General features: G+C 46.7%; 22 protein-coding genes. 13 read left to right on the forward strand and 9 right to left on the reverse strand.

The genetic code is table 11. The annotated features are described in order from the left end of the window. Positions 1–141 precede the first annotated feature (141 nt). Positions 142–1428 (forward strand): ABC transporter substrate-binding protein, encoded by a 1287-nt coding sequence (locus tag KNP91_RS12895; protein WP_012369491.1) that lies wholly within the window; start codon positions 142–144, stop codon positions 1426–1428. Positions 1429–1477: 49 nt separating this feature from the next. Here the strand turns inward: KNP91_RS12895 and KNP91_RS12900 are convergent, their stop codons facing one another. After that, complete coding sequence (locus tag KNP91_RS12900) at positions 1478–2770, reverse strand: NCS2 family permease (protein WP_012369492.1); 1293 nt, start codon at positions 2768–2770, stop codon at positions 1478–1480. Positions 2771–2978: 208 nt separating this feature from the next. On the opposite strand from KNP91_RS12900, the gene KNP91_RS12905 reads away from it, so the two are divergent. The 10 genes from KNP91_RS12905 to KNP91_RS12955 all read left to right on the forward strand — a co-directional run bounded on the left by KNP91_RS12905 (position 2979) and on the right by KNP91_RS12955 (position 14004). Continuing rightward, positions 2979–4736 (forward strand): sensor histidine kinase, encoded by a 1758-nt coding sequence (locus KNP91_RS12905; protein WP_214850387.1) that lies wholly within the window; start codon positions 2979–2981, stop codon positions 4734–4736. Next, positions 4736–5440, forward strand: a complete 705-nt coding sequence (locus KNP91_RS12910) for a response regulator transcription factor (RefSeq protein WP_012369494.1) — start codon at positions 4736–4738, stop codon at positions 5438–5440. The genes KNP91_RS12905 and KNP91_RS12910 overlap by 1 nt, the downstream gene beginning before the upstream one ends. Positions 5441–5465: 25 nt before the next feature. After that, on the forward strand, positions 5466–6173 hold the full coding sequence (gene deoD, locus KNP91_RS12915) for a purine-nucleoside phosphorylase (protein ID WP_012369495.1): 708 nt from the start codon (positions 5466–5468) through the stop codon (positions 6171–6173). Between the two features lie 101 nt (positions 6174–6274). Further along, positions 6275–7657 carry an aldehyde dehydrogenase gene (locus KNP91_RS12920; protein ID WP_012369496.1) on the forward strand — a complete coding sequence of 461 codons (1383 nt, stop codon included), beginning with the start codon at positions 6275–6277 and terminating at the stop codon, positions 7655–7657. 69 nt (positions 7658–7726) lie between these two features. Further along, the gene (locus KNP91_RS12925; RefSeq protein WP_214850390.1) at positions 7727–8944 is read left to right on the forward strand and encodes a CDP-glycerol glycerophosphotransferase family protein; all 1218 of its coding nucleotides are present in this window, start codon (positions 7727–7729) and stop codon (positions 8942–8944) included. Next, positions 8941–9330, forward strand: coding sequence for a glycerol-3-phosphate cytidylyltransferase (gene tagD, locus KNP91_RS12930; protein WP_012369498.1), 390 nt, complete (start codon positions 8941–8943; stop codon positions 9328–9330). Before KNP91_RS12925 ends, tagD begins: the two co-directional genes overlap by 4 nt. A gap of 70 nt (positions 9331–9400) precedes the next feature. Next, positions 9401–10528, forward strand: a complete 1128-nt coding sequence (locus KNP91_RS12935) for a CDP-glycerol glycerophosphotransferase family protein (protein WP_353048733.1) — start codon at positions 9401–9403, stop codon at positions 10526–10528. Between the two features lie 162 nt (positions 10529–10690). Further along, a complete protein-coding gene (locus KNP91_RS12940) occupies positions 10691–11398 on the forward strand; it encodes a Crp/Fnr family transcriptional regulator (RefSeq protein WP_012369500.1) in 708 nt (235 codons plus the stop codon). Positions 11399–11841: 443 nt separating this feature from the next. Next, positions 11842–12312: a cytochrome c oxidase subunit II gene (locus KNP91_RS12950; RefSeq protein ID WP_012369502.1), complete on the forward strand. Its 471-nt coding sequence runs from the start codon at positions 11842–11844 to the stop codon at positions 12310–12312. Then, on the forward strand, positions 12313–14004 hold the full coding sequence (locus tag KNP91_RS12955) for a b(o/a)3-type cytochrome-c oxidase subunit 1 (RefSeq protein ID WP_251136044.1): 1692 nt from the start codon (positions 12313–12315) through the stop codon (positions 14002–14004). Between the two features lie 102 nt (positions 14005–14106). Here the strand turns inward: KNP91_RS12955 and KNP91_RS12960 are convergent, their stop codons facing one another. The 5 genes from KNP91_RS12960 to KNP91_RS12980 are packed head-to-tail and all read right to left on the reverse strand — an operon-like array spanning position 14107 to position 17596. Next, positions 14107–14736, reverse strand: a complete 630-nt coding sequence (locus KNP91_RS12960; RefSeq protein ID WP_012369504.1) for a response regulator transcription factor — start codon at positions 14734–14736, stop codon at positions 14107–14109. Then, a complete protein-coding gene (locus KNP91_RS12965) occupies positions 14733–15758 on the reverse strand; it encodes a sensor histidine kinase (RefSeq protein ID WP_214766421.1) in 1026 nt (341 codons plus the stop codon). The genes KNP91_RS12960 and KNP91_RS12965 overlap by 4 nt, the downstream gene beginning before the upstream one ends. Then, positions 15755–16474 (reverse strand): cell wall-active antibiotics response protein LiaF, encoded by a 720-nt coding sequence (gene liaF, locus KNP91_RS12970; RefSeq protein ID WP_214766419.1) that lies wholly within the window; start codon positions 16472–16474, stop codon positions 15755–15757. Before liaF ends, KNP91_RS12965 begins: the two co-directional genes overlap by 4 nt. 59 nt (positions 16475–16533) lie before the next feature. Next, entirely contained in the window at positions 16534–17157 is a 624-nt protein-coding gene (locus KNP91_RS12975; RefSeq protein ID WP_012369507.1) for a PspA/IM30 family protein, read from the reverse strand. A gap of 58 nt (positions 17158–17215) precedes the next feature. Further along, positions 17216–17596 (reverse strand): lmo0954 family membrane protein, encoded by a 381-nt coding sequence (locus KNP91_RS12980; protein ID WP_012369508.1) that lies wholly within the window; start codon positions 17594–17596, stop codon positions 17216–17218. 271 nt (positions 17597–17867) lie between these two features. Between KNP91_RS12980 and rsgA the strand changes: the two genes are divergently transcribed. Then, positions 17868–18917, forward strand: a complete 1050-nt coding sequence (gene rsgA / locus KNP91_RS12985) for a ribosome small subunit-dependent GTPase A (RefSeq protein ID WP_214766415.1) — start codon at positions 17868–17870, stop codon at positions 18915–18917. A 75-nt stretch (positions 18918–18992) separates the two neighbouring features. Here rsgA and abc-f read toward each other — a convergent pair whose 3' ends face one another. The 3 genes from abc-f to pflB all read right to left on the reverse strand — a co-directional run bounded on the left by abc-f (position 18993) and on the right by pflB (position 23931). Continuing rightward, on the reverse strand, positions 18993–20663 hold the full coding sequence (abc-f, locus tag KNP91_RS12990; RefSeq protein ID WP_214766413.1) for a ribosomal protection-like ABC-F family protein: 1671 nt from the start codon (positions 20661–20663) through the stop codon (positions 18993–18995). Between the two features lie 271 nt (positions 20664–20934). Beyond that, positions 20935–21657, reverse strand: coding sequence for a pyruvate formate-lyase-activating protein (gene pflA, locus KNP91_RS12995; RefSeq protein ID WP_041261815.1), 723 nt, complete (start codon positions 21655–21657; stop codon positions 20935–20937). Positions 21658–21681: 24 nt separating this feature from the next. Next, on the reverse strand, positions 21682–23931 hold the full coding sequence (pflB, locus tag KNP91_RS13000; RefSeq protein WP_214850401.1) for a formate C-acetyltransferase: 2250 nt from the start codon (positions 23929–23931) through the stop codon (positions 21682–21684). Between the two features lie 347 nt (positions 23932–24278). On the opposite strand from pflB, the gene KNP91_RS13005 reads away from it, so the two are divergent. Beyond that, positions 24279–24710: a hypothetical protein gene (locus KNP91_RS13005; RefSeq protein ID WP_214766409.1), complete on the forward strand. Its 432-nt coding sequence runs from the start codon at positions 24279–24281 to the stop codon at positions 24708–24710. Positions 24711–24715 lie beyond the last annotated feature (5 nt).

A 24715-nucleotide genomic window follows, 5' to 3' on the forward strand; every position in this document is an offset into this window, starting at 1 on the left:
ATCCCGAGTTTTTTTGTCGGATAACGATTGTTCAATATTTTCCACCGCACCGGACAAAATTATCCGTTTTTATTGCAAGCGTTTTCATTTATTGTAAAAGCGTAGCACGATTATCAACTCGAAAATCAGGGAGGTATCCGAATGCGTAAACGTAAATGGGCAGCACTACCAGTTATGACGACCGCAATGGTCGTAGCACTTGCAGCATGTGGTGGCGGTGGAACACTCAATAGTGATGACTCAAAGGACAGTGGCTCTTCTAAGGACGGGAAGACCCTCAACGTATTCCAATTTAAAGCTGAAATCGCAAAAGACATGGAAAAGATGGCAAAGGCGTATGAAAAAGAAACGGGCGTAAAAGTCGTCGTTCAAACAGTCGGCGGCGGATCGGATTATGGCGCCGCCTTGAAATCTCAGTTTGCTTCGGGTAACGAACCGGATGTTTTCAACAACGGTGGATTTACAGAAGCGAAAACATGGCAAGATAAGCTGGAAGATCTTTCGGATGAAAAGTGGGTCAGTGATTTAACAGACCTATCAAAAGAACCGATGACAATTGACGGGAAACTGTATGGTATGCCGATGAACTTGGAAGGTTACGGTTTCATTTACAACAAAGAAATCTTCAAGAAAGCCGGTATTACAGAGTTGCCGAAAACGTTAACAGAATTAACAGAAGCGTCCAAGAAGCTGAAAGCGGACGGCGTGACACCATTCTCGATCGGATACGGCGAGTGGTGGATTCTTGGAAATCACTTGATGAATATCCCGATGGCCCAACAGGATGATCCGGATCAGTTCATCGCCGATCTGAATTCCGGCAAAGGGAAGTTCGAAGACAATAAACAATTTAAAGAGTTCATGAATCTGTTTGATTTAACGATCGAGTACGGAAACAAAAATCCGTTGACGACAGATTACAATACACAAGTTTCACAGTTTGCTGAAGGAAAAACAGCAATGATCCAACAAGGAAACTGGGCGCAACAATTGATTACGGATGTCAATCCGGATATCGAGATGGGCTTCATTCCGATGCCGATCAATGATGACAAAGAAAAAATGGATCGACTTCCGGTCGGCGTACCGAATAACTGGGTCGTCAACAAAAACTCGAAAAATAAAGAAGAAGGTAAAAAGTTCCTCGAGTGGATGGCGACATCTGATACAGGAAAAGATTATATGGTCAACAAATTCAAGTTTATCCCGGCGTTCAAATCAATCGAAGCAGCCGATCTTGGACCACTTGCTGACGATATCATCAAGTACTCTAAAGAAGATAAAACCATCTCATGGAACTGGTTTAAATATCCGGACGGTGCTGTTAACGAATTTGGTGCCATCATGCAGGCATACGTAGGAAAACAAAAAACATCAGAAGAGATGTTACAAGACTTTACGAAGACTTGGCAAAAAATGAAGAAATAATAAAAAACGTGTTGTTTCCAATAAATGGAATCAACACGTTTTTTATTATTTAATGTAAGAAAAACAATTGAATGAAGAAGAGAACAGCGAACAGATAAATCAAAAAGTGAACGCGTTGCTTTTGGACAGCTTTCATAATCGGATAGATGATGAATCCGAAGGCGATCCCTGTTGCGATACTGCCGGACAGCGGCATGATGATGATGATCATGAACGCTGTAAAGGCTTCGCTGAAATCTTCCCACTGGATTTGTTTAATATTTTGAAGCATCAAGGCACCGACCAGGAGTAATGCAGGTGCTGTAATAGCAGGAACACTTGAAATCGATTGAACGATTGGACCGAACACTGCCGAGAGCGCAAATAAGATGCCGACCGTGACGGATGTCAATCCGGTTCGTCCACCGGCTGCGACACCGGAAGCAGATTCGACGTAAGCCGTCGTTGGACTGGTTCCAAACATCGATCCGACAATCATTGCCGTTGAATCAGACAACAGAGCACGTTCGCTGTTCTTAAGAGAACCGTCTTCTTCGATCAGTCCGGCCTGTTCGCCGACTGCGACCATTGTTCCGGTCGTATCAAACATCGTGACGAGGACAAACGAAAGGACACCACTGAATAGACCATATTGAATGACGTCTTGAACCGCAGAGAGGGGATTCGCGACAAGAATGCCTTCCGGTAAAGTCGGCAAAGCAATCAAGGTTTTTGAGAACGTCAATTCACCTGTTAAGAAAGCGAGTACTCCGGACAGGACCATCGCATACAATAGACCACCCGGAACACGTTTCACCGTCAGAATGGCGGCTACGAGTAATCCGACCAGCGTAATCAGGGCTTCCGGTGACGTCAAAGAGCCGATTGTAATCAAGGTAGCCGGATCGGCCACAAGAATACCGGACATCTTTAAACCGAGGGAAGCAATGAATAAACCGATTCCTCCGGTGATAGCTAACTTAATCGTAGTTGGAATGACTTCGATTAATTTCGTCCGTAAAGGAGACAAGGATAACAAAAGGAAGATGATTCCGGCGACAAAAACGACGGATAAAGCTGTTTGGTAAGGAATTTTTTCGCCGATGACGAGCGTATAAGTGAAATAAGCGTTTAAGCCCATTCCCGGTGCCACCGCAATCGGCAGGTTGGCATAAAAGCCCATCAACAATGTCCCGATCAAAGTAGCGACGATCGTTGCCGAGAAAGCTTGATCCTGCGGAATGCCTGCTTCCGATAAAATAGTCGGGTTGACGAAAAGAATATAGGCCATCGTGATGAACGTAATAAAACCAGCTTGAATTTCACGTTTGACCGTTGTATCGTGTGCTGAAAGTTTAAACATGAGTCAAAGACCACCTTAATCTCAAAAGTTTGTTAAAAACGAACATTAACGATGTTATATCAATATTCATTCGGAATCAAGTATTGTTTTTCGGTTAATCTAAATTGGAGTAAATGACAACGGGTATAAACAAATAAAAGACATACATGTAAGCGGATACAGCTATGCTATACTACTTATTAGAAGAAAAAGGATGGAGGAGACGGCGATGAAGAGCATCCGAACACGTTTGATCCGACTTGTCGTCTTAGCAATTCTGATTCCGACGACGCTTGCTACATCAGCTTCTTATCTCTATGTGCGCCACCAGAACATCGAGCAGGCGGAACGTTCGAGCTTGAGCGGTTTGAAAAGAGGAAGCAACCAAATCAGTCATTATATGGAAGATGTAAGACGGTTGCCGACAAGTTTGTATGCCAATCGCTCCTTACTCAATATTATGAACGTCGGTGCAGATGCCGAGCTCAGTGAATCGGAAGGTGTGATTTCACGGGCGTTGCTCGGACTTTTTTTATCAAGACAAGACATTGAGCAGCTTCATTTTGTCATCTTAAAAGGAAATTCGGAGTACTCGGTCTATAACATGAAAACATCAAGCCGGGGAAAGTTTGATTGGCTACAGGAGACCGATTATTTTCGTTTGATGAAACAAAAAAACGGATGGCTGATTGATCCGGCACATCAGATTGCCGCCTATAATACACATACGATGATTTTGGATGAGAAAGAAATCGTCAGCTTCCGTTACCGGATCAATCGGGTGGAAACGGATGAACCGCTCGGTTTTCTTTCAGTCGACATTCCGACGAGTGTCTTTGAACAACAATTGAAGCTGTTCGAAAATTTTCCCGGTGAATCGCTTTGGTTGTTGAATGGAAACCAACTGATTGCGAAAACAGGCAAAGAACTTCCGGTCACGAATGACCGATTGACGGGCAAGAGTGGGAGCATGCGCGTCGGAGACTCCTTTATCGTGTATGCCAAAACGACAACACAAGGAGTTCCCATTACACTGATCAAGACGACCCCATATGCATCGGTCGTCAAAGGTGCCAATGAAACAGCGCTGATTTTAATTTTGATCGGAATCGGCTCGTTAGTCTTGATGATTATCGCGGCCAGTCTTGCAGCCCTTAAAATCACGAAGCCGATCAAACAGCTGACAGCAAACGTTTGGCGTGTCGAACAGGGTGATTTATCGGCACAATTCGTTGCGACGACCAACGATGAGATTGGGTTGCTGAATCGGCAATTCCAGCGGATGATTCAACGAATCGACCGGCTGATCAAACGGGAATACCGTCTGGCACTTGAAAACCGGACAAACGAATTGCGGGCTTTACAATCTCAATTAAATCCTCATTTCTTGTTTAATGCCTTGCAATCGATCGGAACGACTACATTACAGGGTGACCGGAAAATCGCATATCGTTCGATTACAGGATTGTCGCAGATGATGCGTTATTCCATGAATAATGAACAGACGATTGTCACGCTGAAGCAGGAAGTCGATCATCTTCAATCCTACATGCGTCTTCAGCAGCAACGTTTTCCGGATCGGTTCCGTTATATCGTCGATGTGCCGTGGCACATGAATTCGATTGAGATCCCGAAAATGATTTTACAACCCTTTGCTGAAAATTATTTTAAGCATGCGTTTAATCAACAGGCAGATGCGACGGAAAATTACCTCGCCTATAAAGTCAGAAGCGATGGTGACCAACTCATCATTCAAGTCGAAAACAGCGGTTCAGTCATGGAAGAAGCAAAACTAGAAAGTATTGATCAAACGATGCGGATGCACCGCCGACCGGAAGACCGTCAAACGTCCGGGATCGGTCTTCACAACATCTACGAACGTCTATTAATCTTTTATGGAGAAGAAGCCAGCATGATCCTGCAGTCTCCGGCTGAAGGTGGTTTTAGAATCGTCATTCGAATTCCCGTTGAACAGGAGGAACTATGATGAATGTATTGATCGTAGACGACGAAAAACATGTGCGCGACGCGGTGAAATTGCTTGGAGAATGGGATACCTGGCAGATTGGTAATATCTTTGAAGCGGATGACGGGGTCACTGCCAAACGTTTCTTGGAACAGGAAAAAATCGATTTGATGTTGACGGATGTCGAAATGCCCGGACTCGACGGACTAAGTTTACTCGAATGGACAAAAAATCATCATCCAAAGGTCGTCACGATTGTATTGACAGGGTATGATGATTATACGTATATGCGTCGGGCGATTTTGCACCAATCGTTTGATTACTTACTTAAGCCGATTGATCCTGATATTTTGAATGATGCTCTCGGGCGCGCGATGGAATTGATCGGTCCTGTTCAAGAACAAGGCGAAGCGATTGATCAAATTGCAAAATACATTTCGACACATTATGCGGAAGAACTAACGCTTCAACTCATGAGTGAACGCTTTTATCTAAGTCGAGAATACATTTCAAGACGATTCAAACAGCGTTTTTCCGTTAATCTATCGGATTATATTCAAACCATCCGTTTAAATCGGGCAAAAGAATTGCTGGGTGAGACGGATGCCCGGATTTACGAGATTGCGCTTGAAGTCGGATACCATGATGATAAATATTTTCGGAAAGTCTTTAAAAAGCAATTCGGAATGACTCCGAATGAGTTCCGAGAGTTGTTGTCGGTTTAGTCACTATTTAGAGGAGGAATCGTACATGAGCGTACACATTAACGCAGCAGAAGGTCAGATTGCAGAAACCGTATTACTTCCAGGAGATCCACTTCGTGCAAAATATATTGCCGATACATTTTTAGAGGATGTCGTTCTTTATAACGAAGTCCGCGGAATGTATGGTTTTACAGGAACGTATAAAGGTAAAAAAGTTTCGGTCCAAGGAACTGGTATGGGCGTTCCTTCGATGTCGATTTACGCCAATGAACTCGTTCAATCATACGGCGCAAAAAACCTGATTCGTGTCGGTACTGCCGGCGGAATTACACCGGACGTCAAAGTTCGCGACGTCGTCATCGCCATGAGTGCATCACACGATATGGCACAAAACCGCGTCCGCTTCAACGGACTCGATTACGCGCCGACAGCATCGTTTGACTTATTGCACAAAGCGTATATGACAGCGAAAGAGCACGGAATCGACGCAAAAGTGGGTCAAATCTTTACGACAGATCAATTTTATCAAGATGATTTCCACCACTTCAAAAAATGGGCGGACTTCGGTTGCCTCGCAATCGAGATGGAAGCGGCAGGCCTCTACACACTTGCGGCCAAACATAAAGTCAACGCCTTGACGATCTTGACGATTTCCGATCACTTGTTGACGGGTGAAGAGACAACAGCAGAAGAACGTCAAACGACGTTTAACGACATGATGAAAGTCGCACTTGAAACAGCAATCCAACTGTAAACGAAAGGCGGAGAAAAGACTCTCCGCTTTTTTTATTTGCCCTGACAGCTATGGTAGAATGAGAAGGTAGAAATGAATGAGCTCACAAGGGGGATTTAAGGATGGGATTGACGACAACGGGATTGGATGTAGCACGCCAGATTGAAGTACAACGGGGTTTCTTTAAGACAGGCGCGACACGAAGCATTGCTTTTCGTTTAAGTATGTTGACGTTCTTGAAACAAGCAATTGAAACACATGAAGAAGCCATTTACGATGCCTTGAAAGTCGACTTGAATAAAGGACGTCAAGACGCGTTTACGACAGAAATCGGTTTTGTCTACGGCGAAATCAATCGGATGGAAAAACAATTGCGCCGTCTTGCAAAACCACGGCGAGTCAAAACGCCGTTGTTGCATTTCGGATCAAAAAGCGAAATCCGTTTTGAGCCTTACGGAAACGTGCTCGTCATCGCACCTTGGAATTATCCTTTCCAACTGGCCCTTGCCCCTGTCGTAGGTGCGATTGCAGCTGGGAATACCGTTGTTCTAAAACCTTCGGAATTGACACCAAACGTCTCGCGTGTGTTGCGGGAAGTGTTTGAGACGGCGTTTCATGAGCGTTTTGGTGTCGTGATCGAAGGCGACGCGGAAGTAAGTACAGCTGTGTTGGAAGAGAAGTTTGATTATATCTTCTTTACCGGCTCGACTCGTGTCGGTAAAATCGTTCATCAAGCAGCTGCCAAACATTTGACGCCGGTCACGCTTGAACTGGGCGGCAAGTCTCCGACGATTATCCACAAGGATGCAGACTTAAGACTCGCGGCCAAACGGATTGCCTGGGGAAAATGGTTAAATGCCGGGCAAACATGTATCGCTCCGGACTATGTTTTTGTTCATCGGGACGTCCAGGAAACATTTCTTCGTTTGATTGAAGAAGAGGCGTTCTCCCAGTATGGCAATGGAGTCGGCGTGGGGTCCTATGTCAAAATCGTTTCGGACGGTCACTTGGAACGATTGACAGGATATCTCGAGCAAGGAAACATCGAATTCGGCGGACAAGTCGATCCGGAAACAAGAAAAATGGCTCCGACCGTTATGACGAACGTTCCTCTTGATTCGAAATTGATGCAGGAAGAAATCTTTGGTCCGATTTTACCGGTGCTCGTATATGACGAAATCGAAGATGTCATCACCTTTGTCACGGATCGTGACAAACCGTTGGCCCTTTATCTGTTTACAGAAAATGAATTCGTGAAGGAACGTGTCTTGAACCGGATTTCCTTTGGCGGCGGATGCGTGAACGATACACTCATGCATGTCGCACAGCATAATTTACCGTTTGGCGGTGTCGGTGCCAGTGGAATCGGCGGATATCACGGCAAATACAGTTTCGAAACGTTCAGCCATCGAAAAGGGCTGGTGCACAATACGACGAAGTTTGATTTACCATTCCGTTATATGCGTTCAAATACTGATTCCAAATGGATGCGCTTTTTGTTATGATGGTTGAGGTTTGATTTATATGAAATTCTATAAAAAGTAAATTTTTTGTTAAATTAAGGGGTATAAGTTTTGAAACGTCAATTACGTCAGTGGATTAAGAGAACGAAGCTGGTCGAAACGGGATTGCATCTCGTGATGCGGGTATTTGCGTGTTTACCGGTTCATCCAAATCGTTTCCTGTTTGAAAGCTTTTTAGGGAAACAATACAGTGACAATCCACGTTCGATCTACGAAGCGCTGAAAAAAGACCATCCGGAATATGAATTGATCTTCAGTAAAGATCGACACCGTGTCTTCGATGATCCAAGTGTTCGGACCGTTAATCGGATGACGATTCGTTGGATTTATCTGCTCGCCACGTCGCGGGTCTGGGTTTCGAACAGCAGGCTTCCTTCCTGGTTGTTCAAACGTAAAGGGACCATCTACTTACAAACGTGGCACGGGACGCCGCTTAAAAAACTGGCGCTCGACATGGATGATGTACAGATGGCCGATACGACGACCGAACGCTACAAGCGGGACTTTGCACGTGAAGCATCCAAATGGGATCTGTTGATTTCACCGAATGCTTATTCGAGTCGGATTTTTCGACGGGCATTTGATTTTTCCGGTGAATTGCTCGAAATCGGTTATCCGCGGAATGATTTGTTTTACGAGACGAAACGGCATCCGGAAATACGCGAACGGGTCTATTCCCGTTACAACATCGACCGGACGAAGAAAATCATTTTGTATGCGCCGACATGGCGAGACAATGAGTACGTGGCGAAAGGGTCTTATTCCTTTAAGCTGCCGTTTTCGCTGGAGCAGTTTGAGAAACAATTTGGTACTGAATATACGTTATTGATCCGGATGCATTATTTGGTAGCGGATCAAGTCGATACGGCGGGTTATCCTTCTGTCCGTAATGCTTCGGATTATCCGGATATTTCAGAACTGTACATTGCGGCAGATGCCATGGTCACGGATTATTCATCCGTCATGTTTGACTATGCCCATCTGAAACGACCAATGATTTTTTACACGTATGACTTAGAACACTACCGGGATCAACTGCGCGGATTTTATTTTGACTTTGAGCAGGAAGCCCCGGGTCCGCTTGTTTTACAGCAATCACGGCTATTTGAAGAGATTGACCGGTTGCACGAATGGAGCGATCGATACGGTCCGGCATTTGACGCATTTGAAAAGAAATTTTGCCAGTGGGATGACGGAACCGCGTCTGTACAAGCCTATCAACGTCTGTTACAACCTGTCAGCAATCAGCATAAAGGAGAATCATCATGAAAAAAGTCATCACGTACGGCACATTTGATTTACTGCACTGGGGACATATCAACATCCTCAAACGGGCAAAGGAAATGGGCGATTATTTAGTAGTTGCGATTTCTACGGACGAGTTCAATCGCTTAAAACACAAAGAGTCATATCACAGTTTCGAAAACCGCAAATTGATTTTGGAATCGATTCGCTACGTGGACGAAGTCATTGCCGAAAATAACTGGGATCAAAAAATCACGGATGTACAAGAGCACCAAATCGATACATTCGTCATGGGTGACGACTGGGCCGGCGAATTCGACTTCTTGAAAGAATATTGTGAAGTCGTTTACCTTAGCCGGACGGAAGGCATTTCGACAAGCCAGATTAAAACGGAGTTAGGAAAAGGTTGATGAAAAAAGACCACACCTCGCGTGCGGTCTTTCTTCATGGAAAGGGGGGAGTAACGTGAGAGAGAGTATCGTGCAAATCTATTTGCTGCTTTTTCGGATTTTCTATCGAATCTTCTGCTTGTTACCTCTGAGACCGGTAACGCTCTTTTGGGTCACTTACGGTGATAACGTGAAACCGATTAATGATGCGCTCCTCACGGAATTCCCGAAAGAGAAAAGGTATCTGGTGTATGATAAAAAATTTGTGAAAAATCCGGAAGCCTGGTCGGCAGAATATGCTTTGCCTTACCGCAGACTGCGTTTTATTCGACTGGCTTATCTTCTCGCGACATCGAAACACCTATTCATCGATAACTATATCGGTGAATACAGTGTCGCTCCGATCCGTCAGGGGACAAAACGGATTCAGTTATGGCATGCTGCAGGAACGCTAAAAAAATTCGGACTGACGTCATCGAGGAGTTTGATGGTGCCGAAACATGTCCTGCGACGTTTCAAACGGGTGTATCAACGTTATGGGGATTTCATCGTACCTGGAGAAGCATGTGCGAAACAATTCATGGCACCGCACGATCTTCCCCGGACAGTTTTTAAAACATTGGGTGTTCCCCGGACGGATTATTGGTTTAACGAGCAACATCAGACCGTAAAAAAACAACTTTCCGACATCTATGTCAAACCGAAGCGGCGTATTCTATTATATGCACCGACTTACCGGGAATATAATGGGATGGAAGGACAGACGGTTCGTCAACTCGAACAATTGACTGATCAAGGATGGACGATTCTCGTCAAATTACATCCGACGGTCCGTTCCATGTTCACGCATCAAAAAGCGCATGTCCATTTCGTGACAGATGAATATTCAATCAATGATTACTTACTAATTACCGACGTATTGGTAACCGATTATTCCTCGATTCCTTTTGAAAGTTGTCTGCTCGGTGTTCCGACCGTTCTGTATACACCGGACATCGACACGTATCGGCAAATTCCTGGTATCATCGATTCCTATCCGGATCCGTTACCGGTGACTTGCACCGATCAGTTTGAGATCATGTTGAACTGGATTAATTCGGATGTATCATTGCAGGAAAGTCGAATGGCGATGGAACAATTCAAAACGATCTGGTATACGGAACAACCTGGTCAAGCAACGCGCCGGATTGTCGATCATTATTATCGAAAAGTACGCTGAAGCTAAAAATGACCTCCGTTTTTAAACAAACAGAGGTCATTTTTTTATCTATCTTTTTTTGTGAAAAAGTGAACAATGTTTGACAATCTTTTGAAAAAACGTTTTTTTGAACTGTGATGTTTTATACTAAGGACAGAAGGAATCAGGAAAGGAGAATGCGAAATGCTTGCTTGCGGAACGACTGAAGCCAATACGTTTGTCTTATCGGCAGAAACACGAATGATACTGGAAGACTTCATGACAGAGGTGACGTTTAAAAAGGATTCCATCGTTTGTTGGGAAGGTGAGTTAAACGATAAGTTGTTTTACGTGAAGCAGGGTGGTGTCAAACTATCGAAACTGACGAAAAAAGGCAGTCCTTTAATGATGTTTTTATACTTTAAAGGAGATTTGTTCGGTGAGTTTGATGTCGGTGAAGCATTTCCCAGTTCTTATAGTATTGAAACGATGGAAGACAGTATACTGGGTGTCATTTCGAAAAGTAAGCTTGAGGAATTGATGAAGCAGGATGGTGTGTTTGCCTTGGAAATCATGCGCTGGCAAGCCTTGATGCGGAAGCAGTCCGAAACGAAATTGCGTGACTTGTTATTGTTTGGGAAACAAGGGGCACTGGCTTCGACCTTACTTCGTTTGATTGCCATGCATGGGAAACAAGTCGGGGAAGATTACGTCATATCCAAACGACCGTCCGACAGCGAACTCGGTCAGTTGATCGGGGCACCACGTGAAACGGTCAATCGTATGTTTTCCCAGTGGAAAAAAGACAAGGTCATTTCATCGACGACAACCAAAATCATCGTCCATGATGCGAACTATTTAAGAGATTTGTGTCATTGTGAAGGATGCCCGGTAGGGGTGTGCCGGATTTAATAAATGAACCGAGGGACTGACTCAGTCTCTCCGACAAAAAGGGTGGCAGATGACAATTCTGCCGCCTTTTTTCGTTTACACAGGAATCACTCTTTTGACGCGACTCTTACAGGATAGAGCGGAAAAGAACGGGTGATTCCTGTTTGAGTCGATTCCTTTTTCGTTTCTGCACTAATATGTGAACTTTATGTGTGTTTTTAGAAGAGAAAGCGCGAAATCGTCACAAATGGTGTGACATTTATCACGTTCTCGATGGATCTGTCTTTTCTAGAATAAAGACAAGACATCAAGTTGAAATGAGAAGGGAGCCGGACATTATGAGCAGTAAACCAGAGCCGAATTTATCAGGAACGATCGTCGCCGTCTTTATGGTTGCTTCAGTCATCATCGGGATGTGGGGATCGATTTTTCTATTATTTAGTTCGAGATAAGGAGGAAAGACAATGCACATTCATCGTTTGGAGAAAATTTGGTTGGTGTTTGGCTGTGTGATGTTAGCCGTTTTTTTAGTCATCATCGGTATTTCTGCTTTCGCCTCCGGCAATCAACCACCGTCCGATGCGACGTTGATTGATCCGACTCAAGTGGATCAGACCAAACCATTTGATAAACCGGGCTTAAAAAAAATTGACGACAACCGCTATGAAGCGGTCATGGTATCACAAGCATTTCAGTTTACTCCGCAGGACATGGTCATCAAAAAAGGAGCGACAGTGGATTTTCTCGTGACATCAAAAGATGTCGTTCACGGCTTTGAAATCGTCAAGACGAACGTCAATATGATGGTCGTACCCGGTCATATCAATTCGATTGAATACACCTTTAAAAAAGCCGGAGACTATTTGATTGTCTGTAATGAATATTGCGGAAGCGGTCATCATATGATGTCAACAAAAATTAAGGTGGTGGAGTAAATGAATGCCATTTCCAAGAAGTTAAAGGAGTTTGAGATGGAGCGTGGTCTTCCCGCTACAGCCATTGGATTGAAGGAAGCTAAACTGGCCTTTGCCCATGTCAGCTTTTCGCTGGTGGCGTTGCTGATCGGTGGATTGTGCGGGTTGTTGCAAACCCTCGTCCGGACAGGTGTCATCCCGGAAATTGCAGGCATCGGTTATTACGAATTGTTGACTGCTCACGGGTTGATGCTGGCGATTGTGTTTACGACCTTATTTATTTTTGGATTATTATTTTCCTTTTTAGGTCAATCGTTTGGTCGTTTTGAGGAATTCCCAAGACGTCTCGGTTGGGTCGGCTTTTGGTTCATGATGCTTGGTGTCGTCCTTGTCACATGGATGGTCCTTGCAGGAGAAGCTTCGGTTTTATATACCTTTTATGCACCGCTAAAAGCGCATCCGGTGTTCTATATCGGACTCGTCATCTTCGTTGTCGGGACGTGGATCTCTTCAGGTGCGATGTTCCGGATGTACGCGGATTATAAACGGGAGCATCAGGGTGTCCATCCGCCGCTGCAGGCCTACATGAGTATCATGACAGTGTTATTGTGGGTGGTTGCGACGCTCGGTGTCGCTGCAACGATTCTATTTCAACTGTTACCGTTATCACTTGGTTGGACGGACAAAGTCGGGATTGAGTTGTCCCGGACACTCTTTTGGTACTTCGGGCATCCGCTAGTGTATTTTTGGCTGTTGCCGGCGTATATCGTCTGGTATACCGTCATTCCGAAAATCGTCGGCGGAAAGATTTTTTCTGATGCCTTGGCCCGGATGTCCTTTTTACTATTCTTATTGTTTTCTTTCCCGGTAGGATTTCATCATCAATTGCTGGAGCCGGGTATCTCGGCCTTTTGGAAATACATTCAGGTCGTTCTCACATTTTTGGTCATCATTCCGTCACTCATGACAGCATTCTCGATGTTTGCGACGTTTGAACTGGCGGGGCGCCGTCAAGGTGCAACCGGACTGTTCGGCTGGATCAAGAAGATGCCGTACCGGGATGTCCGCTTTTTAGCACCGTTTGTCGGGATGTTATTTTTCATTCCGGCCGGAGCCGGCGGGGTCATCAATGCGTCCCATCAATTAAATATCGTCGTCCATAACACACTGTGGGTGACAGGACATTTTCATATCACGGTCGGAGCGGCCGTTGCACTGACGTTTTTTGGAACGGCCTACTGGCTGGTTCCGTTGCTCAGAGGGCGGACATTGACGAAACAAATCAATCGGATCGGACTGGTTCAAACGATGTTATGGACGATTGGTATGCTGTTCATGTCGACAGCGATGCACATCTCAGGACTACTCGGTAACCCGAGACGGACCGGTCCTGCGGCTTACTTCAAGGATTCTCTTGTCGCCGACTGGATTCCGTACCACGTGGCGATGGCGATCGGCGGAACGATTTTATTCCTGTCGATTCTGCTGTTCTTATTTGCGATGTTCCAGCTCGCTTTCCGGGCACCGAAAGGGACGGAAGAGTTTCCTGTCGCTGAAACAGAAGAAGCGGCAATGCAGACGCCGTTATTCTTCGAGAATTGGAAACTCTGGATTTTCGTGACGTTTGCGTTAATTGCGTTTGCCTACACGGTTCCGATTTGGCATATGATTGAAAATGCGCCGCCTGGAGCACCGGGGTGGAAACTCTGGTGATCAAACGAAAATAAATGACCGGATTCCTCTTGTGATACAGAAGGAATCCGGTCATTTTCATTGAGTATGAGAGCAAATATAAGTATAGGAAAATGCTGAAGATTACTTAACGATATTGTGTTTAAAGGCATAAACGACAGCTTGCGTCCGGTCAACGACATCGAGCTTCGACAGGATGTTCGACACGTGGGTTTTGACGGTCTTCAAAGAGATGAACAGCTCATCGGCAATTTCCTGGTTCGCCATGCCGCGTGCCATCAGTTGCAAGACTTCCTGTTCGCGTTCCGTCAAATCATCATGCAGATGACTGGTCGGTTTCCGTAATCGTTCCATCATCTTGCCGGTGACCTGAGCCGCCATGACGGATTGACCGTCTGCTGTTTTACGGATCGCTTCCGCAATTTCAAAGGCACTTGCTGTTTTTAAGACGTAACTCATGGCACCGGCTTCGATGACCGGATAGACTTTTTCATCATCCAAGAAGCTTGTGACGACTAAGATCTTGGCTTCCGGCCATTCTTTTCGAATCAACCGTGTTCCTTCGACCCCGTCCACCGGTTCCATAACTAAATCCATTAAAACGACATCCGGACGATGTTTCAGCGCAAGCTCGGCACCTGCTTGTCCATCCGATGCTTCTGCGACGACCTCGATATCCGGTTGAGTGGACAAAAAGGCAGAAACACCCGCACGGACCATTTCGTGATCATCGACTAATAACACTCGTATCATACTTGCACCATCCGATCTTTTCTTAATTTTACTTCAATTTGTGTTCCTTGTCCCGGAACACTGACAAGGCGGATTGTTCCGCCCATCTCAGCCGTTCGTTCCCGCATTGAGTTGATGCCGTAAGAAGCCAGTTTTTTCTCGTCGACGACGAAGCCGACACCGTCATCATTCATGCTTAAGATGACCGTATCATTAAATTGACGCAACTCGATGTCCATATGTGACGCTTTTGCATGGCGCAACGCGTTGGTCAAACCTTCTTGAACAATCCGGAACAATTCGTTTTCAATCGGGCGGGGCAGTTCAATGGCTTCAAGCTTCCAGCTGAGTTCGGTTGACTGCTTTCTCGATAATTCTTCCAGCAATTGAGTCAGACCTTGCTGAAGGGTCATCCCTTCCAGTTCTACCGGGCGCAGCTGCAACAATAAAGAACGCATTTCTGACTGTGCCGTCTGGGCCATCGTTTCGACCAAATCGATTTGTTTGGCTGCTGTTTCCGGTTGCGTCAGAATCGTCTGTTTGGCTGCAGTCGTCATCATCGAGATGGCATACAGTTGCTGGGAGACGGAATCGTGTAAATCACGGGCAAGGCGCTTGCGTTCTTCTGTAATGGCCTGAACACGGACTTGTTCGATATGTTGCGGACGGGTACTGATTTTTTGAACGGTTTCAACCTGTTCATCAATTCGTTTCCCGATGCGTGACAGACGTGTCAGCGTATGGAAATAGGGACCGTTGACAATCGTCACTTCTTTTCCCTGCTCCAGTTCAATAATGGCCGTAGTGACTCTCTTGAAATCACGCCGTAAAAAGAAATAATGGATACTGCCAACTGCCAGGGGCAGCAGAAGCGATAAGCCGATGACCAGCAGGAAAACAGGAAAGTCTTGTTGACGGACGAAAAGTACATGCCAATTGACTTGGCGTGTACTTAGAAATAATAACGTCGTCATCACGGCCGTCAAAAAACCGGTCATCACCTGAAGTGCGATGACACCAAGCGGAAATTGATCGCGTTTCATATCGAGGTCACCTCCACATTCCCGATGCCGAGCATGACATGAATCCGGACTTTCCGGACAGCCTCGTCATATTCGGGGGCCCGGTATTGGATCCGGCGGTTGAAGAAAGTAGGAATACGACGGACATCGGTTTTGACACTCCCGAAACCGATCGATGTGTCGAGCGTGTAGTCATAACCGGAAGGCAATAAAATCCGGACATCGCCGACGACACCGCTGACGACGATCAGCGTCTCACCTTCCGGAACATACGCATGCGTCAAGTCGATTTCAAGATCACGGACGATGAACTGTTCGCTTATATCCTTTAAGACATACGGAAGTTCTTGTTGGGTCGCAAACGAATAGGCCGGCTGGATCTTGATCCCTTCCTCTTCATAAAGACTCGGGGAAATTTTTGAGAAAAAGAATTCCCGGACAGAATGGCGTGTCACGAGAATGATTCCGAGATACAGCAGGATGCCGGCGATGACGAAGCCGATTGCTGCTGAACTAAGAACGACACCGGCTAAGATGATTGTACCGACGATATAAAACAGGATGGCCAGTTTTTCATGATTTCTTTTTCGGAAATGAATCCCGACATAGTACAGGAGGAAGGGGAAGAGAACCCCGAATAATACATTCCCCGCGCCTGTCATCAAATCATAGAATAGTCCGAGAGCAAACAGGATCGACACGTAGCCGACTAGTTGTTTTGTACTTAATCGTCGCACGGGCAATCTCCTTCCTGACATGACAAAGGGAGGCAAGAATGCCTCCTTCGTCCAAATACTTATTTTTGGAATCGACGTTCGAGATCGGCGATCCGCGCATCGATATCATCTTCTGCGATCGGAGCTTCCTCTTCATTCGATTCAGGTTCTTCTGTTGTGAATGGATGTTGTTCTTGTTTAATAGTAGCATTTGGTTCGCGTTCTAGCACCTGGTTCATCTTTGATTTTAAATTTGACACGTTTTCCCGCATCATCCATTCATACCGTTTGTTTTGCAAGTCTTCAAGCTTCAGTTTCAATTCCAGTGCTTCCCGTTCGAGCTGATTCAATTCACGTTTCGTTTCAACGATCAGTTCTTCGAAGAAGCGGAACTGTTCCCCGTAATGTTTCGACTCGATGGCAGCCCGTTCCGCCAGTTCCTGTTCGCCTGCTTCTTTGGCGATTTCGACCTGTGCAAAACGTTTGTCCGCAAGTTCCTTCGCTTCATCCTGCTTTTGTGTTAATTCGGCGAGTAATGTCCGTTGACGTTCGAGTAAACGGTCGATTTCTTTTAAATCTGATTCGGTTGTCCGGATGTGACGGACGAGCTTTTTAGCGGGTGCTTCCCCTTGATCCGCTGCTTTCTTGACTTCTGTCATCATCTGATTCGCAAATTCGTTTAATTGATCAAATACATTTTTCATCAAAAATTCCTCCTTGGATGTTGAATCTACGTAATATGTTTAAATAACACGGAATGACTCAGTAACGGTTTTTATCGAGATCTTTCCAGTCAGCTTCAAAGTGTGCCGATGAGGTCTTGCGACGACGGGCGAACAGTTGGTTTAAATCGACCCGTTGCATTTTCATACGCATGTATCCGATGTAAAGTGCCAGTGCGGCGGCGATTCCTAAAACGGCCCAAATGTTCGATAAGGCAAAACCGATGCCGATTGCTGCGAGCAGTCCAAATCCGATTTTCGCAAAAACATTTGAGGTTTGGATAAACTTACTGATGGCATAAAAAGCGAGCAGTGCACCGAGCCCGAGTCCGATCATATGCGGTAATGTACCGATGACGACAGCGAGAAGGGCGAGACCGGCAAGTGCCATCAAGACCTGTTTCCCTTTTGATTGCTTCATGATGAAGCCTCCTTTTTCTTGATACTCTTATCTTAAGGGAAGAAGAGAAGAGGCACGACGCCCTTCGGACCGGAATCGTCTCCGACTTGAGGCGGAGTAGGGAAGTCTGACTTTAACGATTCTGCTAGGTCGGCAAAATAAGATATGGTAAAATACGGCTATAAGAAACGAGAGGAGTGGTGTTTTTATGTATGCAATCAGCCACGAGAAAGAAAACCGTATCGGAACACAGGGAGGGGTTTCCCTCCCTTAAATCAGAGGAGGAAACCATTTGAACGAATGGGGTAAAGTACCGGCGTATGAGACCGGAACAAATGAACAGTTAGGCCGTGTAACGGCAGTCTTTCAAAAACAGTACCGTGTGATGACGACTGACGGGGAAACGCTAAGTGAATTATCCGGAAAGCTGCGGTTTGAAGCGTTAACGAAAGCTGAACTGCCGGCCGTCGGGGACTGGGTGATTCAGAGCGGACGAGAAGCCGGTAAGGGACGAATCGAACGTGTTTTGCCGCGGAGTACGCAATTTTCCAGAAAAGCAGCCGGAACGGAAACCGAGGAACAGGTGATTTGCGCGAATGTCGATATTGCATTACTCGTCATGGCATTCGGGCACGATTTTAACGTTCGTCGCCTGGAACGCTATTTGACGGTCGCATGGGAAGCAGGCGCCACACCCGTGATCGTCTTAACGAAAAAGAGTCTGACGGCGTCCGCTGACGAATTCCTGTCCGAGGTGGAGGCAGTTGCCTTTGGGACACCGTATTTTGCTGTCGACTCGCTGACCGGAGAAGGATTAGATGATTTACGTGAAGCATTGCGACCAAACGAGACGATTGTTCTCGTCGGATCATCCGGTGTCGGGAAGTCAACGCTCGTCAATGCGTTGGCGGAAGAACAGTTGATGGAAACGGGCGGTGTCCGCGAAGATGATGAACGGGGCCGGCATACGACGACACACCGGGAGCTGAAACGGTTGTCGAGCGGATTGTTACTCGTTGATACACCGGGGATGCGGGAACTTGGATTATGGGACGGAACGGACGGATTGACGTCCACCTTCTCGGATATCGAGGAGCTGGCGGAATCCTGCCGTTTCCGGGATTGTCAGCATGGCGAAGAACCGGGCTGTGCCGTCCAAGCGGCGCTGACAGAAGGCACGCTGTCACATGAACGGTGGGGCAGCTTCCTGAAACTGAAGCGCGAAGTTGCCTATGCAGAACGAAAGCAAAACGCAGTTCTTCAGGCGGAGGAAAAAGAAAAGTGGAAGAAGATTCACAAACAGGCACAGGCACGGACGAAATTAAAATATCAAAAGCGATGATGGAATGTAGTAATGAAACGAACGACGCCTTTCTGATAAATCAGAGAGGCGTCGTTCGTTTCATTGAATCAGCTGTTAATCAAAATAAATTGTTCCCGTCAAATCATCAAGACGCTTTAAATCGTGTTGAATGGCTTGAATGTCACTGGGCTGCTGTTCCCGCAATGGTTTCGTACCGATCGGATGAACGCTCGCATCCCCATCTAAAGTAATAGTCCGGTTCGAAAGACGATCATTAAAATAACGATCATGCGAAACAAATAACAGTTCACCCGGAAAGACGTCAAGGGCGGCTTCAATTTGTTCACGGGTCGTCAAATCAAGATAGTTGGTCGGTTCATCCAAAATCAACAAACGGGCACCGGAAAAGTAAAGTCGTAAGAAAGCAATCCGGCATCGCTCTCCCATGCTGGCTTCAGCAATCGGTTTATACACCTGATCCCGGCGAAACAGAAAACACGCAAGCAGCGTCCGGGCATCGGTTTCGGAAATCGTCGTCTCCTGCAGTAACGCATCGAGCAGGGAACCGGAAACCGGTAAATTGGAAAGAGCCTGTGAAAAGTAGCCGACTGTCAGCTCGGGATGGCGCGTGATTGTTCCTTCCATCGGATCGAGCTCCCCTTGAATCAGCCGGAGCAGGGTCGTCTTGCCGGATCCGTTCCGGCCGATGACAGCAATCCGGTCGCCTTGTTGCATGGAAAAGGTCAGTTTTTTAAATAGCGTCCGACCGTCATACGAAAAAGCGACTTTGTCTAACGTAAACAGTTGTTTGGCGGCAAAGGATGCTGCTTCGAATGCCACATGAACGGAGGCTGGATGTTCCGGTTTGGCGACCCGGTGATCGATTGTCTGTTCGAGTTGTTTTTCTTTTGCCTTAAATTTCTTGGCTTGTTTCGCTGCTTTTTTCTTGGCGTAAGGATCCCGTTCGCTGGCGTGGGCAACAGCCTGTTGATGCCAGTTTTGATACTGGGTGATCATCCGTTTGAGTTCCTTCCGTGTTTTTTCCTGCTTTTCATACTCGCGTTCCTGGGTCAGGCGTTCCTGTTCTTTTTGCTGACGATATGCTTGATAATTACCTTTGTAGCGTGTCGCTTGATGCGGTGTCAGTTCGATGACAGCATCGGCTGTTGCATCGATGAAAGCCCGCTCATGCGAGACATACAAAATAGTGATCGCTGTCTGATTGATCCAGTTGATCAACCAATCAAGCGTCTCCGAATCCAAATGATTGGTCGGTTCATCGAGCAGAATGAAATCGGGTTGCTTGACCAACAGACAGGCCAGCTGAATCCGGGTCTGTTCACCGCCGCTGAGTGTGTCAAACGAATGAAGCCAGACATGTTCAGGTAACTGGACTTCTTTTAAAGCCCGTGCCGCATCCGCCTCAAGAGAAAACGCATCGAGATCGAGTGCCGTTTGGTAGATTTCAAGTGAAGAGGCATGCAGCGCCGCTTCCCGCGCCTGATACCGGAGTCGGTCGGCTTGTTCGACGAGCCGGATGGCAGGTGCACTTGAGGTGAGATGCTGGGCGACGTGACCGATCGTCGTGTAGCCGCGGAAGATGTTTCCCTCCGTCGGTTGAAGCTGTTTTAAAATCAGCTGGAAGAGTGTCGTTTTACCGACACCATTGGCACCGACTAAAGCAACATGTTCACCGGGACGGATCGAAAATGAAATGTGTTGAAACAGCGTCTGCTCTGGAAGATCAAAGCGGACATCATGAATGGATAAGATTTCAGCAGGCATAGGTTCAGCTCCTTTGGGGTTCATTTCAAATTGTGATGAAATGAAAACACACCATCCGAAAGCGAGCGGATGGTGTGCAGGAGTGCAAATCAAAGAAGGTATATCCCGCATGACGGAAATACCGAAAATGAGCAGACTCGTAGCGTCAGTCATCCGCAACTCATTGCGAAAGTGATGAATTCTTTCATCATTAGACAGTAGCGAGTAAATGCTTCATTTCGGTATTGTACCTCCTGTTCATAGACTATGTGTTCAGTGTAGCAACTTGTCGTCAGCAAGACAAGTAAGAATCGAGCAATTCTTGAGCCGCAGCGGCTTCTTCCGGATTCGGTGGCAGAACATCCGCCAATGGATAGTCGAGACCGAGTGCTTCCCATTTGTAAACGCCAAGCTGGTGATAAGGGAGTACTTCGATCCGTTCGACATTACCGAGTGTCCGGATGAATTCGCCGGTCTGGCGCAGGAACGTCTCCGTCATCGTCAAACCGGGCACGAGAACGTGACGGATCCAGACGGGAATGTTCCGTTCTGCCAAGCGTTTGGCAAAGGCAAGTGTATTGGCATTACTGCGCCCCGTCAGAATCCGGCAGGTCGCATCATCGATATGCTTAATGTCGAGTAACACGAGATCCGTGTAATCAAGAATCCGGTCGATATTTTTAGGAACGACCGAACCGGCTGTATCGATGACGGTATGCATGCCTTTTTGTTTTGCTTCCCGAAGTGCCGCTTCCAAAAATTCCGGTTGGGCAAGGGGTTCTCCACCGGAAAATGTGATACCACCGCCTGTTGCTTCGAAAAATGATCGGTAACTTTCCGCTTCTTCAATGATTTCCGTTGCCGAGACGGAACGACCACACCCGAATTCCCACGTATCCGCATTGTGGCAGTATTGGCAACGTAAAGGACAGCCTTGTGTGAAGACGATGAAGCGAATACCCGGTCCGTCGACCGTGCCGCAGGATTCAACAGAATGAATCGTTCCGTGTGTCATAGCCATTTCAGTCCTTTCTTTCAGTTAAAGTGCACCGTGGAACGTCCGGTTGATGACGTCAATTTGCTGTTCGCGGGTCAACTTGATGAAGTTGACGGCGTAACCGGAAACGCGGATCGTCAATTGGGGATAAAGTTCCGGATGTTCCATCGCATCGAGTAATGTTTCCCGGTCGAAGACATTGACGTTTAAGTGATGACCTTTTGAAGTGGTTCCGCCCATGTAGCCGTCAAGCAGTCCGACTGTATTACGGATTCGTGTCGGTTCATCTTTCCCGAGTGCTTTCGGGACGATGGAGAACGTGTAGGAAATGCCGTCAAGGGCATGTTCATACGGTAATTTCCCGACGGAAGTTAACGCGGCGACGGCTCCCTTCGTATCCCGGCCATGCATTGGATTGGCTCCCGGTGCGAATGGTTCACCAGCCCGTCGTCCGTCCGGCGTATTACCGGTTTTTTTGCCGTAAACGACATTCGAAGTAATCGTCAAGACGGATTGAGTCGGTAAAGCATCACGGTACGTCGGATGTTTCCGGATTTTTTCCATAAACAGTTTGACGAGATCAACCGCCATCTGATCGACACGGGCATCATTATTTCCGAATTTAGGGAAGTCACCTTCGATTTTAAAATCAACCGCGATTCCATCCGCATCACGAATCGGTGAGACTTTAGCGTAACGAATGGCGGACAGGCTGTCGGCCACGACGGACAGACCGGCGATACCGCAAGCCATCGTCCGTAAGATTTCCGGGTCGTGCAACGCCATTTCGATGCGTTCGTAACTGTATTTATCATGCATGAAGTGAATGACATTCAATGTATTGACATAGAGTTCCGCCAACCAGTCAAGCTGACGGTCGTAAGCAGCCATGACCGTTTCATAATCCAGGACATCATCTAAAATCAGGTTCGTCTTTGGAGCAACTTGAATTTTAAGTTTTTCATCGATGCCGCCGTTTAACGTATAGAGCAACGCTTTTGCTAAGTTCGCCCGTGCTCCGAAAAATTGCATCTGTTTCCCGATTTTCATGGCGGAAACACAGCATGCGATGCCGTAGTCGTCGCCGTAAATCGGCAACATCAAATCATCATTTTCATACTGGATCGAACTGGAGAGAATCGACATCTTGGCACAGAATTCTTTAAAGCCGCGCGGTAGTTGTGTGGACCAGAGGACCGTCAGATTCGGTTCTGGAGCCGGACCTAGATTGACAAGTGTCTGCAGGAAGCGGAACGAACTTTTTGTCACGTTGGAGCGACCGTCCTCACTCATCCCGCCGATTGATTCCGTGACCCAGGTCGGATCACCGGAGAATAAATCATTGTAGTCCGGGGTCCGGAGGAATTTAACGATCCGCAGTTTCATGACAAAATGATCGACCAGTTCCTGGGCAGTCTGTTCCGTCAAACGTCCTGACTGCAAATCCCGTTCGATATAGATGTCAAGGAACGTCGAGACGCGGCCGAGTGACATCGCTGCCCCGTTTTGTTCTTTGATTGCAGCGAGGTAAGCGAGGTACACCCATTGGAACGCTTCCTGGGCGGTTTCAGCCGGACGGGATAAGTCGCAGTCATATCGTTGACCGAGCTCGGTCAGTTCCTGTAACGCCCGAATTTGTTCGTTCATCTCTTCACGGTCGCGAATCATCGATTCCGATAAGAAGCCGCCACGGTCCTGTAAATCCTGTTTCCGCTGTGCGATCAGGAAGGAGGTACCGTACAGGGCAACACGTCGGTAGTCACCGATGATCCGACCGCGTCCGTATGCATCGGGAAGACCGGTGATGATTCCGGCTTTACGGGCGGCACGCATTTCAGGAGTATAGGCATCAAATACACCTTGATTATGTGTTTTCCGGTATTCACTGAACGTTTTGGTGACGAGCGGGTCCGCTTGAAAACCATAGGCTTCCAAGGCATCATTGACCATCCGGATGCCGCCGTTCGGGTGAATCGACCGTTTGAACGGTTCGTCGGTTTGCAGACCGACGATTTGTTCGAGCTCGCGGTTGAGATACCCCGGACCGTGAGACAGAATCGTTGAAGGTGTCGAGGCATCGACAGCGTAGACACCGCCGCGTAAACGTTCTTCACTTGTTAAATTCATGATTTGTTGCCACAGTGTTTCCGTAGCAACGGTAGGGCCGGCGAGAAACTGATCGTCTCCCCGGTACTCTGTCCGGTTGCGGCGAATGAAATCAGCCACGTCAATCTGATTGTTCCACGCGCCTGTTTCGAATTGTTGCCATGCTGGTGTTTTTTCAAGTAACATCATGAACACTCCTTTGGTTGTAAGGTGAACAGTGCAAGATACATCCCTTATGTGAATAGTGTAACAAACATAAAGCGGGAAGAGTTTTACATCCCGGTGAAAGCGTAGGAGACTTCAAAAACGTTGGTATAAAAGGGATTCTTCAAATGTGTACCAGTGGTCGGAAGGTGTCCGGAAAACAGAGAAAGGTCGAAATCTAGCCGTTTTTTCCAATCTGTATCACTATTTTCATCCTGTTCTGAACAAGACAGTTGGAATCGTGATAAAAGTCACACCGGGTTATCTTGTATTTTTATGACGTATCGTTGACAATGAAAAAGGGAATATAGACCGTGGAGGTGCATAAAATGGATTTTTCAATGTTGGAAGACCGTGCCGATTATAGAGCAGGTGATTGGGTGACGTTAAAGGTATCAACTGAAGGAACGCCGCGAACGGGTATGATTACGGAGTTTGAGGAAGACGGCTTTTGGATTCGTTTTGAAGATGACTTTGATTTTGAAGACTTCATCGGATACAACGAAAAATACTTGGCGAAGCTGATCCGCCGTCCGAGTGATGTCCGGTCCGATTATCCGGTACTCCGTCAGTTTCCGAAACTGGCGGATGAACTGCAAGACCGGGTCATTCAAGGGTTCGATATTTTGACGGAAGAAATAAAGAGTGACCAGGAAGTGGTCTATCACATCCGGCTCATCGACGCAGGGAATGAATATACACAAACGTTACGTGGTCTGCGTGACGAAACGACCGATCAATTTGAATATGTCACAGAATGATGCAG

The organism is Exiguobacterium sp. s138 (assembly GCF_018618775.1).
GTDB lineage: Bacteria > Bacillota > Bacilli > Exiguobacteriales > Exiguobacteriaceae > Exiguobacterium_A > Exiguobacterium_A artemiae.

Coding starts and splice junctions, on each gene's coding strand:
- KNP91_RS12895 (WP_012369491.1), top strand. CDS start 142: ATGCGTAAACGTAAATGGGCAGCACTACCAGTTATGACGACCGCAATG.
- KNP91_RS12900 (WP_012369492.1), bottom strand. CDS start 2,770: ATGTTTAAACTTTCAGCACACGATACAACGGTCAAACGTGAAATTCAA.
- KNP91_RS12905 (WP_214850387.1), top strand. CDS start 2,979: ATGAAGAGCATCCGAACACGTTTGATCCGACTTGTCGTCTTAGCAATT.
- KNP91_RS12910 (WP_012369494.1), top strand. CDS start 4,736: ATGAATGTATTGATCGTAGACGACGAAAAACATGTGCGCGACGCGGTG.
- deoD (WP_012369495.1), top strand. CDS start 5,466: ATGAGCGTACACATTAACGCAGCAGAAGGTCAGATTGCAGAAACCGTA.
- KNP91_RS12920 (WP_012369496.1), top strand. CDS start 6,275: ATGGGATTGACGACAACGGGATTGGATGTAGCACGCCAGATTGAAGTA.
- tagD (WP_012369498.1), top strand. CDS start 8,941: ATGAAAAAAGTCATCACGTACGGCACATTTGATTTACTGCACTGGGGA.
- KNP91_RS12940 (WP_012369500.1), top strand. CDS start 10,691: ATGCTTGCTTGCGGAACGACTGAAGCCAATACGTTTGTCTTATCGGCA.
- KNP91_RS12950 (WP_012369502.1), top strand. CDS start 11,842: ATGCACATTCATCGTTTGGAGAAAATTTGGTTGGTGTTTGGCTGTGTG.
- KNP91_RS12955 (WP_251136044.1), top strand. CDS start 12,313: ATGAATGCCATTTCCAAGAAGTTAAAGGAGTTTGAGATGGAGCGTGGT.
- KNP91_RS12960 (WP_012369504.1), bottom strand. CDS start 14,736: ATGATACGAGTGTTATTAGTCGATGATCACGAAATGGTCCGTGCGGGT.
- KNP91_RS12965 (WP_214766421.1), bottom strand. CDS start 15,758: ATGAAACGCGATCAATTTCCGCTTGGTGTCATCGCACTTCAGGTGATG.
- KNP91_RS12975 (WP_012369507.1), bottom strand. CDS start 17,157: ATGAAAAATGTATTTGATCAATTAAACGAATTTGCGAATCAGATGATG.
- KNP91_RS12980 (WP_012369508.1), bottom strand. CDS start 17,596: ATGAAGCAATCAAAAGGGAAACAGGTCTTGATGGCACTTGCCGGTCTC.
- abc-f (WP_214766413.1), bottom strand. CDS start 20,663: ATGCCTGCTGAAATCTTATCCATTCATGATGTCCGCTTTGATCTTCCA.
- pflA (WP_041261815.1), bottom strand. CDS start 21,657: ATGACACACGGAACGATTCATTCTGTTGAATCCTGCGGCACGGTCGAC.
- pflB (WP_214850401.1), bottom strand. CDS start 23,931: ATGTTACTTGAAAAAACACCAGCATGGCAACAATTCGAAACAGGCGCG.
- KNP91_RS13005 (WP_214766409.1), top strand. CDS start 24,279: ATGGATTTTTCAATGTTGGAAGACCGTGCCGATTATAGAGCAGGTGAT.